Source organism: Cupriavidus sp. YAF13 (assembly GCF_052113425.1).
In the GTDB taxonomy this organism is placed as follows: domain Bacteria; phylum Pseudomonadota; class Gammaproteobacteria; order Burkholderiales; family Burkholderiaceae; genus Cupriavidus.
In genome coordinates this window covers 218,583-233,334 of record NZ_JBFRDD010000002.1, presented here as the reverse complement: position 1 = coordinate 233,334, position 14,752 = coordinate 218,583, and the positions used below count along the sequence as shown (strand labels likewise).

At 66.8% G+C, this 14,752-nt stretch carries 13 protein-coding genes; 8 read left to right on the top strand and 5 right to left on the bottom strand.

Going from position 1 to position 14,752, the window contains the following annotated elements:
• Positions 1–144 precede the first annotated feature (144 nt).
• From AB4061_RS03040 to AB4061_RS03025, 4 genes are all read right to left on the bottom strand, one after another.
• Positions 145–1,476, bottom strand: a complete 1,332-nt coding sequence (locus AB4061_RS03040; protein WP_441630765.1) for an MFS transporter — start codon at positions 1,474–1,476, stop codon at positions 145–147.
• Positions 1,477–1,564: 88 nt separating this feature from the next.
• On the bottom strand, positions 1,565–2,899 hold the full coding sequence (locus AB4061_RS03035; RefSeq protein WP_441630763.1) for an amidase: 1,335 nt from the start codon (positions 2,897–2,899) through the stop codon (positions 1,565–1,567).
• The gene (locus AB4061_RS03030) at positions 2,896–3,573 is read right to left on the bottom strand and encodes a DUF2848 domain-containing protein (RefSeq protein WP_441630762.1); all 678 of its coding nucleotides are present in this window, start codon (positions 3,571–3,573) and stop codon (positions 2,896–2,898) included. The genes AB4061_RS03035 and AB4061_RS03030 overlap by 4 nt, the downstream gene beginning before the upstream one ends.
• A gap of 47 nt (positions 3,574–3,620) precedes the next feature.
• Positions 3,621–4,319, bottom strand: coding sequence for a GntR family transcriptional regulator (locus tag AB4061_RS03025; RefSeq protein WP_441630760.1), 699 nt, complete (start codon positions 4,317–4,319; stop codon positions 3,621–3,623).
• A 417-nt stretch (positions 4,320–4,736) separates the two neighbouring features.
• Here AB4061_RS03025 and AB4061_RS03020 point away from each other — a divergent pair, with 417 nt between their 5' ends.
• A complete protein-coding gene (locus AB4061_RS03020) occupies positions 4,737–5,576 on the top strand; it encodes an IclR family transcriptional regulator (protein WP_441630758.1) in 840 nt (279 codons plus the stop codon).
• Positions 5,577–5,622: 46 nt separating this feature from the next.
• On the opposite strand, the gene AB4061_RS03015 is transcribed toward AB4061_RS03020, so the two are convergent.
• Entirely contained in the window at positions 5,623–6,870 is a 1,248-nt protein-coding gene (locus AB4061_RS03015) for a Zn-dependent hydrolase (RefSeq protein WP_441630756.1), read from the bottom strand.
• Between the two features lie 302 nt (positions 6,871–7,172).
• Between AB4061_RS03015 and AB4061_RS03010 the strand changes: the two genes are divergently transcribed.
• The 7 genes from AB4061_RS03010 (at position 7,173) to AB4061_RS02980 (ending at position 14,743) form a co-directional block, all read left to right on the top strand.
• On the top strand, positions 7,173–8,750 hold the full coding sequence (locus AB4061_RS03010; RefSeq protein ID WP_441630910.1) for an ABC transporter substrate-binding protein: 1,578 nt from the start codon (positions 7,173–7,175) through the stop codon (positions 8,748–8,750).
• A 205-nt stretch (positions 8,751–8,955) separates the two neighbouring features.
• Positions 8,956–9,906, top strand: coding sequence for an ABC transporter permease (locus tag AB4061_RS03005; RefSeq protein WP_183031677.1), 951 nt, complete (start codon positions 8,956–8,958; stop codon positions 9,904–9,906).
• A 27-nt stretch (positions 9,907–9,933) separates the two neighbouring features.
• The gene (locus AB4061_RS03000) at positions 9,934–10,821 is read left to right on the top strand and encodes an ABC transporter permease (protein WP_441630754.1); all 888 of its coding nucleotides are present in this window, start codon (positions 9,934–9,936) and stop codon (positions 10,819–10,821) included.
• Positions 10,822–10,828: 7 nt separating this feature from the next.
• On the top strand, positions 10,829–11,911 hold the full coding sequence (locus AB4061_RS02995; protein WP_441630908.1) for an ABC transporter ATP-binding protein: 1,083 nt from the start codon (positions 10,829–10,831) through the stop codon (positions 11,909–11,911).
• A 91-nt stretch (positions 11,912–12,002) separates the two neighbouring features.
• Positions 12,003–12,986, top strand: coding sequence for an ABC transporter ATP-binding protein (locus tag AB4061_RS02990; protein WP_441630906.1), 984 nt, complete (start codon positions 12,003–12,005; stop codon positions 12,984–12,986).
• A 123-nt stretch (positions 12,987–13,109) separates the two neighbouring features.
• Complete coding sequence (locus tag AB4061_RS02985; RefSeq protein ID WP_441630752.1) at positions 13,110–14,300, top strand: amidase; 1,191 nt, start codon at positions 13,110–13,112, stop codon at positions 14,298–14,300.
• Positions 14,301–14,332: 32 nt separating this feature from the next.
• Positions 14,333–14,743 carry a DUF3830 family protein gene (locus tag AB4061_RS02980; RefSeq protein WP_441630750.1) on the top strand — a complete coding sequence of 137 codons (411 nt, stop codon included), beginning with the start codon at positions 14,333–14,335 and terminating at the stop codon, positions 14,741–14,743.
• Positions 14,744–14,752: the final 9 nt, after the last annotated feature.

Here is a 14,752-nt window from a genome sequence, read left to right as displayed (position 1 = left end):
AAACAGGCGGCTGAAACTGCCCGCCTGGCTTTGTTACCTGTGCTGCCGGCGCACTTTGCGCATGCAGCGCAACGAGGCAGCGGATTCTAGCGCAAAGCGCCGCTGGAATCCAGCCCCCTCGTGCTGCCGGTGGCATCTCTCGGGCTATGCCTTCGCGCTGACCTTGGTTTTGATGAATGCCAGCACCAGGACGGTGGCGCAGGCTTCCAGCGCGGCGACAAAGTACAGGCCGGACGAGAGCTGGCCGGTGCTGGTTTTGAACCAGCCGATCATGTAGGGCGCGACAAAGCCGGCGAGGTTGCCGATGGAGTTGATGAGGGCGATGCCGCCGGCGGCGGCGGTGCCGGCGAGGAAGGCGGAGGGCAGCGACCAGAAGACCGGGAAGGCGGCGAGGATGCCGACGGAGGCGATGGTGAGCGCCACCATGGCGAGCACCGCGCTGTGCAGCCACATGCCGGTGAGCACAAGGCCGGCGGCGGCCATCAGGGTGGCTAGCGCACAGTGCAGGCGGCGTTCGCCGGTGCGGTCGGAGTGGATGCCGTTCCAGACCATGGCGAGGGTGCCTGCGATGAAGGGAATGGCGGAGACGAGGCCGATCTGCAGGTTGCCCTTGACGCCGAGTTCTTTGATGATGGATGGCGACCAGAAGGCGATGGTGGCATTGCCGCTGACCACGCAAAAGTAGATGGCGGCACAAATCCAGACGCGCGAGTTGGTGAAGGCGGCGCGCAGCGAGGAATGCTTGGCGGGGTCGCGGTTTTCGGCTTCGATCTCGCGGGTGACGAGGTCGCGTTCGCTGGGGCTGAGCCATTTGGCGCTGATGGGCTTTTCAGGCAGGAACATCAGCACGGCGATGCCGGCGAGCACGGAGGGGATGCCTTCGATGACAAACAGCCATTGCCAGTTGGCGAGGCCGTCGACACCTTCCATGCTGCTCATGATGAAGCCGGCGAGCGGGCCGCCGATGACGCCGGCGATGGCGAACGAGGTCATGAACAGGCCGTTGATGCGGGCGCGGCGCTGGGCGGGGAACCAGTAGGTGAGGTAGAGCACGACGCCGGGAAAGAAGCCGGCTTCGAACACGCCGAGCAGGAATCGCAGCGCGTAGAACTGCATGGGGGTCTTGACGAAGATCATCGCCATGGAGGCGAAGCCCCACAGGATGGTGATACGGGCGAGCGTGCGGCGCGCGCCGATTTTTTCCAGCAAGAGGTTGCTGGGGACTTCGAACAGGAAGTAGCCGATGAAGAAGATGCCGGCGCCGAAACCGTACACGGCTTCGCTGAATTGCAGGTCTTGCAGCATCTGCAGCTTGGCAAAACCGACATTGACGCGGTCGATCCAGGCGAGCACGAACAGGAACACCAGGAAGGGAATCAGCCGCACCGCGATCTTGCGGTAGGCCTCATTGCGCTCTGCCGGCGTGTGGGCCGGGCTCTCCAGGGCGCCAGGGGCGCCGGTCATCACGGAAGACATCGGTGGTACTCCTTGGGTGTTGATTGACGGGGCCGCGCTGCTTGGTCGCGGCCCTCGGTCTTTTCTTCTATCTTCTGGCTGCTACGCGTTACTGCAGCGCGGCTTCGATGGCGCCGGCCACCTGCAGCACGCGCGCGTCGCGCCCGTTCAGGCCGCCGACGCTCAGCCCCATGCCCTGCTCCGCCGCCGGCATGGGCAGCGATACGGCGCAGCCGTCGAGGAAGTTGAGCACACTCGGGTTGCGCAGCACGAGCCCGTTGGTGGCGAAGAAGGCTTCGTCGCTTTGCAGGGCATCGAGCCGTGGCGGGCGCACGGCGACCGTGGGCATCAGCCAGGCGTCGGCTTCGCGCAGCAGGTCGGCGGCGCGCGCCTGCATGGCGCGGCGTTCGGCCAGCAGTTCGATGTAGTCGGCGGCGCTGAGTTGCTCGCCGCGGCGGATGCGCATGGCGACGCGCTGGTCGTAGGCATTGCCGCGTTCGGCCAGCAACGGCTTGTGCCAGTGCCAGGCTTCGGCGGCCGTGAGGCCGCCGGCGGCGTTGATCTGCGGCAGGCGCTTGAGCTCGGGGAATTCAAACGGGACGATCTGCGCACCGAGCCGGGAGAGCGTGGCGAGCGCGGCGTCAAAGGCTTGGGCGACTTCGGCGTCGAGGCCGTCGCACACGAAATCGCGGGTCACGAGCAGACGCAACCCGGCCAGCGGCGCGGGACGGCTGTCCAGCGTTTCGCCGCTGACGATGGCGTCGAACGCGGCGCAGCAGGCAACCGAGCGCGCGAGCGGGCCGGCGGAGTCGAGCGAGGTCGACAGTGGCACGGCACCGGCCAGCGGCACGCGGCTTGCGGTGGGCTTGAAGCCGGTCAGGCCGCAGAACGCGCTGGGGATGCGGATGGAGCCGCCGGTGTCGGTGCCGAGCGCCGCAACGGCCATGTCGAGCGCCACGCTGACCGCGCCGCCGGACGTGGAGCCACCCGCGATGCGTGCTTCGTCGAAGGGCGTGCGGGGCGTGCCGTAGTGCGGGTTCAGGCCGAGGCCGGAGAACGCGAACTCGCTCATATTGGTGCGCCCGATCAGCACGGCGCCGGCGGCGCGCAGGCGCGCCACCACGGGCCCGTCGGCGCTGGCGGGTTCGCCCGTGAGCGCTTTCGAGCCGGCCCGGGTCACCTGCCCTTTTACGTCGAACAGGTCCTTGACGGAGACTGGCAGCCCGGCCAGCGGCGATGCCACCAGCCCCGCGGCACGCGCCTGGTCGGCAGCGCGGGCAGCGGCCAGCGCGCCGGCGCCGTCGACTTCCAGGAAGGCGGTGCCGCCAGCGTTACGGTGGCCGTCGATGCGAGCCAGTGCCTGCTCGGTCAGCGCAATGCTGGTGGTGCGCCCGGCGGCCAGGTCGGCGGCAAGCGCGGCGATGGTTGGCAGCGTGGTGCTCATGGTGCGACCGCCAGGCTTTCCACGCGATAGGCATGGCGCAGCGTGCGCTTGAGCACCGGATCGTGGAGTTCGACTTCGAAGGCTTCGCCGCTGCCCAGTTCGCCAATCACAGCTTGCGTGCCGCAGAACATGGCGGTGCCCACCGGCAGCTTGTCTTCGCCGGTGAAGCGCTGGATCAGGTCGCGCGGGTCCAGCAGGCGCGTGACCAGCCCTTCCTGGTAGAGCTCGCGCTGCGCGTTACGGGTACGCCAGCAGCGCATCTGCAACTGGTCCCAGTGCGCGGCGACATCGTCGAAGCGCCAGACTTCAGTGCCCAGGGGCTTGGCGCACATCTGCTTGGAGACGGTGACGTCATAGGCTTCGACCTTGCGGTCGGTGTGGTCGGAGCCCACGCCGATGTACATCGCGTCCTTGGCCGCCAGCAGCACGAACTCGATTTCGCCGGAGGAGTCTTCGCGCGGCACTTCGAGCAACGCGCTGGTGGTCAGCAGCGAGGCGGCCAGCGGGTAGAAGCATGGCACGGTGGTCGGCGGCTTGACGCCGATCTCTTCGAGCTCGCGGATGTGGTGGTTGACGGCGTCGGCGTCGCGGCCGGTCCAGCCGGCGATGATGAGGCGCTGGATATCGAGGACGAGTTCACCCTCGCCGGCTACCTGGAATTGAAGTGTCGGCATTGCTCACTACCTGTTGCAGTTGTTGCGGTTGTTGCGGAAAAAAACGGTCAGATGGTCCTGATGATGTTCTTCCGGAATTCGTCAATGTGTTCGCGGATGGCCTCGCGCACCGCCGGCACGTCGCGCCGCTCCAGGGCATCGATGATCACCAGGTGCTCCTGGTAGACGTTCTCCAGGTGCTGCGGGTCGGACAGCGAGAGAAACCAGAAGCGCGCCTGCTTCTCGTGCAGGCCGCGCAGCAGGTCGGCCAGCACGCGATTGCGCGAGGCGGCCGACATGGCGGTATGGAACTTGAGGTCGAGCGCGGCCAGGCCGGTAATGTCGCGCCGCGCGATCAGGTCGGGCGAGCGGTCGACGATCTCGCGCATGGCCTTGAGATCGCTCTCGTGGGCGCGCTCGCAGGCCAGCGTGGCGCACAGCACTTCGTTGGTGGCGCGCACTTCGATCATGTCGAGCACTTCGTTGAGCGACAGTGGCGAGACCAGCACGCCCTTGCGCGGCAGGATCGACACCAGCCCTTCCACTTCCAGCCGGTGCAGCGCCTGGTGCACGGGGGTGCGGCCAATGCCGAGCAAGGCCGCGACCTGGGCTTCGTTGAGCGGCTCGCCGGGACGGAATTCGCAGGAAATGATGCGCCGCTTGATCTCGGCATAGGCCTGCTCGCGCAGCGCGGCGCCGGTAGCGGCGCGCGAGGCTGGCTCAGGGGTGTGATCGGCGCCGCCGACCAGCCGGATCGGGTTCGACATGGTGATTCCCGCAGTGTTGAAGTTGTTGTGATACTAGTCTGATATTTCACTGATCGTCAACAAATCAGGAATGCGGGTAAACACTGAAGAGGAGCGAATCGACGGCATTGCACTGTCGCGCATGCGCTGCATTTCTCGCCCGCTCGCAACCAGGAGAATTCTCCGGAAGCCTTATAGAACAAGGCATTCGACCGACACAAGGAAGATCGCGCGCCAAAATCGGAGAGTCGGTTGCAGCGCCGCTATTCCCAAAGAAAGACGACCCGAATATCATGGACGGAACCCAAACGAATCGATAATCGATTCAGTCGTATATTGGTGCAATATGCGCTCATCGTGGTGCAGGCCTTCCCAGCGATGGTGCCCGTCACTCGTACGAAGACTCGGAAGACCCGGAAGACTCGGCGGAACGCGAACATGAACCGGCAAGACCATCAGGAAAACGGCGGCGCAGCGCCAGCCATCGACACGGAAAGCGCCGAAAAGACCACTCGCCCAGACCCGCTTTTCAATCAGTCGCTGGAGAAGGGGCTGGAAGTGCTGCGGGCTTTCAGCGCGGTCCATCGCACCCTCACGCTGGCCGAACTGGCGGGACTGACCGGCATGACCAAAAGCTCCGCGCAACGCACCGTGCATACGCTGGAAACGCTGGGCTATGTGGCCAAGCACCCGCAGACGCGGCGCTTCCGGCTGACGCCCAAGGTGATGGAGATCGGCTACAACTACCTGTCCGCCGACGCGCTGATCCAGGTCGCCAGCCCTTACCTGTCGCAGCTCGCCAATGCCAGCGGCGAGACCGCCAACCTGACCGAGCCGGTGGGGCTGGAGATGGTCTACGTGGCGCAGTTGATGACGTCGAAAACCATCCCGGTGCTGACGCCCGTAGGCATGCGCATCCCGATGTACTGCACCAGCAGCGGCCGCGCGTACCTGAGCACGTTGCCCGACGATCAGGTGATGGCCATGCTGGAGGACTCGGCCCGGGTGGCGCGCACGCCGGCCACGCTGACCGATGTGGCGGCGATCTTCGAGACGGTGGTGGCTTGCCGGAAGGTGGGCTACGCCTGCAACAACGAGGAGTTGTTCCTGGGCGATATGGGCGTGGGCGCGGCCATCGTCAACAGCCAGGGGCAGGCGGTGGGCGCGGTGCATGTGTCGCCGCCGGCCAGCCGCTGGAGCATGGCCGAGGCGCAGAAGAAGCTGGCGCCGATGGTGATCGAATGCGCGTGGGCGATCTCGCGTTCGATCGCCCACTGAGAAGTTGAATCGCTAACTCGCTAACTCGCTAACTCGCCAACTCGCTTTAGCGCGCGTGCTCCAGCATCGCTTGCAGCAGCACATTGGCGCCGGCCTCGATATGCTCGGGCAGCGCGTCTTCCAGCTCGTTGTGGCTGATGCCGTCCTTGCACGGCACGAAGATCATGCCGGTGGGCGCGCGCTGCGCCACGTACACGGCGTCGTGCCCGGCGCCGCTGACCACGTCCATGTGCGGCAGGCCCAGCGCGGCCGCGGCGCGGCGCACGCTGTCCACGCATGCCGGCGCGAACACGCAGGGCTCGAACTTCACCACCTGGCGGATCGACACGTCTACCGCGCCGCGCTGCGCAATCTGCGCGAACGACGCGCGCATGGCGGCGTCCATGCGGTCCAGCCCATCCTGCGAAAGATTGCGCAGGTCCACGGAAAAGTCCACGCGGCCCGGAATCACGTTGCGTGAGTTGGGCGTGACCTGCACGTAGCCTACCGTGCCGCGCCCGTGCGGAGCCTCCGCCACGGCGATGCGGTTGACTTCATCGATCATGCGGGCGGCCGCCAGCATGGCGTCGTGGCGCAGCGCCAGCGGCGTGGGGCCGGCGTGGGCGTCCATGCCGGTCACGGTCACGTCGTACCATTGCTGGCCGAGCGCGCCCGAGACCACGCCGATCGGCAGCCCGGCGGCTTCCAGCACCGGCCCCTGCTCGATATGCGCCTCGAAATAGGCCGCGAACATGCCGCCCGGCACTTCGCCCACGGGCTGCTCGCCGCGGTAGCCGATCTGCGCCAGTGCTTCGCCCACGCTGATGCCGTCGAGGTCGCGCTGGGCACGGATGAACTCCGCCTCGAACACGCCGGCAAAAGCGCCCGAGCCCATCATCACGGGGGTAAAGCGGGTGCCCTCCTCGTTGGTCCAGAACGCCAGCTCCAGCGGCGCGCGGGTGACGATGCCCAGGTCGTTGAGCGTGCGCATGACCTCCAGGCCAGCCAGCACGCCGAAGTTGCCGTCGAACTTGCCGCCCGAGGGCTGGGTGTCGATGTGGCTGCCGGTGGCCACCGCGGCCGCATGGGGATCGCTGCCGGCACGGCGCGCGAACACGTTGCCTACCTCGTCGGTGCGCACGTCGAGCCCGGCCTCGCGGCACCAGCCGACCACCAGGTCGCGGCCCTGGCGGTCCAGCTCGGTCAGCGCGATGCGGCACACCCCGCCCTTGGGCGTGGCGCCGATCTGCGCGAGGTCCATCAGCGATTGCCACAGGCGTGCTGCGTTGATGCGGGGAAGGTGTTGCTGATCCATGTCGGGAAGCCGGTTGGTTGGGAGTCAGACAGGGAAGTCAGCAAAAAACAGGCCATGGCAAGAACACCAGCGGCACAACGCTCGGGCACAGGCTCAGGCATCGGTACTGGCATAGGCACTGGCATAGGCACTGGCATATGACTTGCTTAACTGCTCCCGTCTCCCCTTCCCCCCACCCAGGAGCTTTGCCCGTGACCGTTTTCTCTTCCGACTCAGTAAGAAGCGTGAAACCCGGCCTGAAGTCCATCGCCGCCGCTGCAGCGATCACCGCCGTCTCGATCCTCGCCTTGCCGGGCACCGCGATGGCCGAGAAGGTGCTGCGCATCGGCATGACCGCCGCGGACATCCCGCGCACGCTGGGCCAGCCCGACCAGGGCTTCGAAGGCAACCGCTTCACCGGCATCCCGATGTACGACGGGCTGACCCAGTGGGACCTGTCCAAGGCCAACGGCCCCAGCCTGCTGATTGCCGACCTCGCCACGGAATGGAAGGTCGATGCCAAGGACAAGACCAGGTGGATCTTCAAGCTGCGCCCCGGCGTGAAATTCCATGACGGCTCGCCGTTCAACGCCGACGCCGTGGTGTGGAACGTGGGCAAGGTGCTCGACAAGACCGCCAGGCAGTTCGACCCCAGCCAGGTTGGCGTGACCGCCTCGCGCATGCCAACGCTGCGCTCGGCCAAGAAGATCGACGACCTCACGGTGGAGCTGGTTACGTCGGAGCCGGACTCTTTCCTGCCCTACAACCTGAGCAACCTGTTCATGGCCTCGCCCACACAGTGGGACAAGAAGCTGGCAGCAGTACCGGCCTCGGTGAGCGATCCGGCCGAGCGCTCCAAGCAAGCCTGGGTGGCCTTTGCCGCCGATGCCTCGGGCACCGGTCCCTTCAAGATGAGCCGCTTCGTGCCGCGCGAGCGCCTGGAGATGGTCAAGAACGCGCAGTATTGGGACGCCAAGCGCGTGCCCAAGATCGACAAGGTGGTGATGCAGCCGATGCCGGAGGCCAACGCTCGCACCGCCGCGCTGCTGTCGGGCCAGGTCGACTGGATCGAGGCGCCGGCACCGGATGCCGTGGCGCAGATCAAGAGCCGCGGCTTTGAGGTCTACGCCAATGCCCAGCCGCATATGTGGCCGTGGCAGCTGTCGTTCGCGCCCGGATCGCCCTGGCTCGACAAGCGCGTGCGCCAGGCGGCCAACCTGTGCGTGAACCGCGAGGGCCTGAAGACCTTGCTGGGCGGCTACATGGCTGAATCCAAAGGCATCGTCGAAAAGGGCAACCCGTGGTGGGGCAACCCCACGTTCGATATCAAGTACGACGCCAACGCCGCGCGCAAGCTGATGCAGGAGGCCGGCTACTCGGCCGCCAAGCCGATGAAGGTAAAGGTGCAGGTGTCGGCCTCGGGCTCCGGCCAGATGCAGCCGCTGCCGATGAACGAGTATGTGCAGCAGAACCTGAAAGCGTGCTTCATCGACGTCGACTTTGACGTGGTCGAGTGGAACACGCTGTTCACCAACTGGCGCATCGGCGCCAAGGACCCGAGCGCGCATGGCGCCAACGCCATCAACGTAAGCTTTGCGGCGATGGACCCGTTCTTTGCCATGGTCCGTTTTGTCAGCACCAAGACGCAGCCCCCGGTCTCGAACAACTGGGGCTACTTCGGCAACGCGGAGTTCGACAAGCTGATCGAAACGGCGCGCACATCCTTCGACGAAAAGGCGCGCGACACGGCACTGGCCAAGCTGCATGCCCGCATCGTGGAAGAAGCGCCGTTCGTGCTGATCGCGCATGACGTAGGCCCACGCGCGATCTCCAGGAAGGTCAAGGGCGTGGTGCAGCCGCAGAGCTGGTTTATCGACATCGCCACCATGTCGATGGACTGAGGCGTGCTACACGCCGAGCACTGAGCCGAGCACTAAGCCGTGCACTAGGCCGTGCACTAGGCCGTGCACCAAGCGGCCAGCGCGCGTGGCCGGTCCCGGGCCGGCCACGCGCACCGCAATCCAGAAGATGCCAGGCCGGCATGCATCGGCCTGGCTCCCCGAGAAACCACGGCAGGCAACGCTCGCCTCCCCCCCGGCCACGAACATGCTCTACCTGCTCCGCCGCATCGTCTACGCGATCCCCATCCTGCTCGGGGTCGCCCTGCTCTGCTTCTCGCTGGTCCATATCGCGCCAGGCGACCCGCTGGTGTCGGTGCTGCCGCCCGACGCCTCCGAGGATCTGCGCCGCCAGCTCACCGCGCTCTATGGCTTCGATAAGCCCTTCCTCGAACAATTCCTGCACTGGCTCACCCGCGCGCTGCACGGCGACCTGGGCACGTCCATCGCCACCAACCGCCCGGTGATGAGCGAGGTGATGACGGCGGTGATCAACTCGGTCCGGCTGGCCGCGGTGGCCACGCTGATCGGATTTACCTTCGGCTGCCTGTTCGGCTTCGTGGCGGGCTACTTCCGCGATTCCGCGGCGGACCGCACGGCCTCCTTCCTGTCGGTCTTCGGCGTGAGCATGCCGCACTACTGGCTGGGCATGGTGCTGGTGATCGTGTTCTCCGTGTTCCTCGGCTGGCTGCCCGCCACCGGCGCCGGCCCTGGTGGCTCCAGCGACTGGGCATGGAACTGGGAGCATATCCAGTACATGGTGCTGCCGGCGGTGACGATGTCGGTGATCCCGATGGGCATCGTGGCGCGCACCATCCGCGCGCTCGTGGCTGAAATCCTCTCGAACGAATTCATCGTCGGCCTCAAGGCACGCGGCTTGTCGGAGCTGGCGGTGTTCCGCCATGTGCTGAAGAACGTCGCGCCCACCGCACTGTCGGTAATGGGCCTGCAGCTCGGCTACCTGCTCGGCGGCTCGATCCTGATCGAGACGGTGTTCTCCTGGCCCGGCACGGGCTTCCTGCTCAACTCGGCGATCTTCCAGCGCGACTTTCCGCTGCTGCAGGGAACCATCCTCGTGCTCGCCGTGTTCTTCGTGCTGCTGAACCTGCTGGTCGATGCACTGCAGACCTTGTTCGACCCGCGCATCCAGCGCAACTGACGCCATCAAGGAAACCCGGGAGCCCCCATGGAAATGACTCTGAAAAAGCCCGCCCTTGTGCCCGTCGTGCAGCGCTCGCCTGGCTACTGGGCCACGGTGGGCAAACGCCTGCTGCGCAACAAGCTGGCCATGCTGGCCGCGCTGATCCTGCTGGCGCTGGTGTTGATGGCGATCTTCGCACCCGTGCTGATGCCGGCCGATCCGTATGCCGCCTCGATCATGAAGCGCCTCAAGCCGATCGGCACGGAGCACTACCTGGTTGGCACCGACGAACTGGGGCGTGACCTGCTGTCCCGCCTGATGCTGGGCGCGCGCCTGTCGCTGTTCATGGGCATCACGCCGGTGCTGATCGCCTTTGTGATCGGCAGCGCGCTGGGCATCGTCGCGGGCTATGCCGGCGGCTGGACCAATACCGTGATCATGCGGCTGGTCGACATCCTGTACGCCTTCCCCTCGGTGCTGCTGGCCATCGCGCTGTCGGGCACGCTCGGCGCAGGCGTCGGCAATGCACTGCTGTCGCTCACCATCGTGTTCGTGCCGCAGATCGTGCGCGTGGCGGAGAGCGTGACCACGCAGGTACGCAACCGCGAGTTCGTCGATGCGGCGCGCGCCTCGGGGGCGTCGTCGCTGACCATCGTGCGGGCCCACGTGCTCAACAATGTGCTGGGGCCGATCTTTGTCTACGCCACCGGCCTGATCTCGGTGTCGATGATCCTGGCCTCGGGCTTGTCTTTCCTCGGCCTCGGCGTCAAGCCGCCCGAGCCGGAATGGGGCCTGATGCTTAACACGCTGCGCACGGCGATCTATACGCAGCCGCTGGTTGCCGCCCTGCCCGGCGCCATGATCTTCCTGACCTCGATCTCCTTCAACCTGCTCGCCGATGGCATTCGCTCGGCGATGGAAATCAAGGACTGATGCCATGATGGAAACCTTGCAAGACACGGTACCCGATGCATTGGCCAACACCGATGTCGGCGGCCCCGCGCAACCGCTGGTGATCGCGCGCGACCTGATCAAGCACTTCCCGCTCAAGTCGAAACTACCCTGGCGCAGCGGTGGCGAAGTCCGCGCCGTCGACGGCGTCAGCTTCGAGGTGAGAAAGGGCGAAACGCTGGGCGTGGTCGGCGAATCCGGCTGCGGCAAGTCCACCACCGCGCGGCTGCTGATGCAGTTGATCGCGCAAAACAGCGGCGAGCTGATTTTCGATGCGCTGGGCGTGGGATCGGCGCAGCTGCCGATGAAGCGCTACCGCAGCCAGGTGCAGATGGTGTTCCAGGACAGCTACTCCTCGCTCAATCCGCGCCTGACCATCGAGGAATCCATCGCCTTTACCGCGCGCGTGCACGGCATCGACGCGGCCGAAGCCAGCGCGCGGGCACGTGCCCTGCTGGACCGCGTGGGCCTGGAGCCGGCGCGCTTTGCCGGGCGCTATCCGCACGAGCTCTCCGGCGGGCAGCGCCAGCGGGTGAACATCGCGCGGGCGCTGGTGCTGCGCCCGCGCCTGGTGATCCTCGATGAAGCCGTGTCGGCGCTGGACAAATCGGTGGAGGCACAGGTGCTCAACCTGCTGCTCGACCTCAAGGCCGAGTTCGACCTCACCTACGTGTTCATCAGCCACGACCTGAACGTGATCCGCTACCTGTGCGACCGCGTGATGGTGATGTACCTGGGCAAGGTGGTGGAAGTGGGTGACACCGAAACGCTCTATGCCAACCCCGCGCATCCCTACACGCGTGCGCTGCTGGCCTCGATGCCGGCAATGGACCCGGATCACCGCACCCAGGTCGCGCCGCTGGCGGGAGACCCGCCCAACCCGATCAACCCGCCATCCGGCTGCACCTTCCATCCGCGCTGCGCCATGGCGGAGGACATTTGCTCGCGCCGTGCGCCGCAGTTGTCCGAAGCGCTGGCGGGGCATCCGGTGGCCTGCCTGATGGCTAACGCGGACGGCGGCCACAGCCGGCAGATGCCCGCGGCCGCCAGCCCGCTCGTTGCAGCATCCTGAGGGCCAAATCGTGAATGCACCCGTGAACGTACCCCTGAACGTACCCGTGACCGCACCCAACCACAGCACCGAACCGCAGGCAGCCGCCCCCATGGTGTCGGTGCGCGACCTGCGCGTGACCTTCTCCGGCGGCGGCAAGACCATTCGCGCCGTCAGTGGCGTGTCGCTTGAGGTGGCGGCCGGCGAAACGCTCGCCCTGATCGGCGAATCCGGCTCCGGCAAGAGCGTGACGCTGCGCGCGCTGATGCGCCTGCATCCGCCGCGCCGCACCCGCATGGAAGGCGAGATCCGCATTGATGGCACCGACGTCACCGCCCTCGATGGCCGCGGCCTCGCCCGGCTGCGCGGCGGCAAGGTGGCGATGGTGTTCCAGGAACCGTTGCTGGCGCTGGACCCGGTCTACACGATCGGCCAGCAAATCATCGAATGCATCCGCACCCACGCCCGTGTGTCCGCGGCCGAGGCGCGCCAGCGTGCGCTGCGCGCGCTGGAGTCCGTGCGCATTCCCAGCCCGGAGCGGCGCCTGGCGGCTTATCCGCACGAAATGTCCGGCGGCATGCGCCAGCGCGCCATGATCGCGCTGGCGCTGTCGGCCAACCCCAAGGTCCTGCTGGCCGACGAGCCGACCACCGCGCTGGACGCCACCGTGCAGATCCAGGTGCTGATCCTGCTGCGCGAGCTGCAACGCGAGCTCGGCCTGTCGATCGTGTTCGTCACCCATGACATCGGCGCGGCTGTGGAAATCGCCGACCGCGTCGCCGTGATGTACGGCGGGCGCATCGTCGAGGAAGGCCCGATCCGTACCATCCTGCGCGCCGCGCGCCATCCCTATACGATGGCGCTGCTGCAAAGCCGCCAGCACGGCATGGACCGCGGCCAGCGGCTGCAGACCATCGCCGGCTCGCCACCCGATCTGTCGGCCTTGCCGCCGGGCTGCAGCTTTGCCCCGCGCTGCCCGCACGCGCGCGCGCAATGCCTGGAGGCGGTGCCGGGGGCTACCGCGCTGGGTGGCGGGCATAGCGTGAGCTGTGTGCTGGCCAGCGAGCCTGTCGCCCATGCCGAGGCGCTGGCGTAAGCGCTGTCAACCCGCCGTGACGCCGCGGCATGTCGGCACATGCAGTGCATGCCGTGCAATCCGTGCCAATATCGCCTTTACTGATTGCTACCCTAGCCTTCACTTTCACCGCTACCCGCATCCATGACCCTGGCCAGCCATCCCTCCCACGCCTTCCTCCCCTACCCTGACGCACCCGTCGCCAATGCGGCCAGCGGCCCCCTCGCCGGCCTGACCTTCGCCGCCAAGGACCTGTTCGACGTGGCCGGCTACCCAACCGGCGGCGGCAATCCCCATGTGCTGGCCATGTCGGGCATCAAGTCCACCACCGCGCCCACCGTGCAGCGGCTACTGGATGCCGGCGCGGCCTTCATCGGCAAGACCCATACGGATGAGCTGGCGTTCTCGATGAACGGGAAGAATGCCCACTATGGCGCGCCGGTGAACGGCGCGGCGCCTGGGCGCATCACCGGCGGCTCGTCCTCCGGCTCGGCCTCGGCGGTATCCAACAAGCTCTGCGACTTCGCGCTCGGCACCGACACCGGCGGCTCGGTGCGCGCGCCGGCCAGCCACTGCGGGCTGTTCGGCATCCGCCCCACTTTTGGCCGGATCTCGCTGGCGCAAACCCTGGCGCTGTGCGACAGCCTTGATACCTGCGGCTTCTTCGCGCGCGACATCGGCACCTTCGCCCGCGTGGCCGGCGTGCTGCTCGGCAGCGACCCCCGGCCCCTGCCCGCCAGCCCGCGCCTGCTGCTGGCCGAAGACCTGTTCCGCTTGCCCACCGCCCCCGCGCTGGACGCACTGCTGCCGGTGGTCGGCGGCATCGAGGCCGTCTTCGGCAAGGCCTCGCCCGTCACGGTGGCGGACCGCCCGCTGGAAGACATCTGGTGGGCCTTCCGCTACGTGCAGGGCTGGGAAGCCTGGCAGACCGACGGCGCCATGATCGAGCAATACGGCCTGCAGCTCGGCCCCGACGTGGCCGCGCGGTTCGCGTTCTCCAAGGGCGTCACCGAAGCCCGGTTCGAAGCCTCCAGCGCGATTCGCCGCGCCTTTACCGCGCATCTGGCGGCGCTGCTTGGCAACGACGGCATCCTGATCCTGCCGACCATGCCCGACATTGCCCCGCTGTCCGACGCCGCCGGCGAGGAACTCGAGACCTACCGCAACCTGTCGGCGCAAACGCTGTGCCTGGCACCATTGTCCGGCTTCCCGCACCTGAGCCTGCCGCTGGCCGGCCGCGCGGGCGCACCGCTAGGCATCTCGCTGATGGGCCCGGCCGGCAGCGACCGCAGCCTGATCGCATTTGCCGAAAAGCTGGTCGCCGCGCTAAGTTGAACGACCACCCCGATTTCCCCAGGAGAGCCTGAATGGCCAAGATCCGCATTACCGCCGGCGGCTACCAGTTCGTCGCCGAAACCCATCCCGACGCCCCCCTCACCGTGGCGGCCTTCACCAAGCTGCTGCCCTACCGCCAAAAGCTGATCCATGTGCGCTGGAGCGGCGAAGGCTGCTGGATCCCGCTGGGCGAGTTCAAGCTGGGCGTGGATTTCGAGAACCACACCAGCCACCCCTCGGTCGGCGACATCCTGTTCTATCCCGGTGGCTACAGCGAGACCGAGATCATCCTGGCGTATGGGAGCTGCTGCTTTGCCAGCAAGATGGGCCAGCTGGCGGGCAACCATTTCCTGACGATCGTGGAAGGCAAGGAGAACCTGCGCGCGCTGGGCACCAAGGTGCTGTGGGAAGGCGCGCAGGATGTCAGCTTCGAGCTGATGTGAGATAGGGAG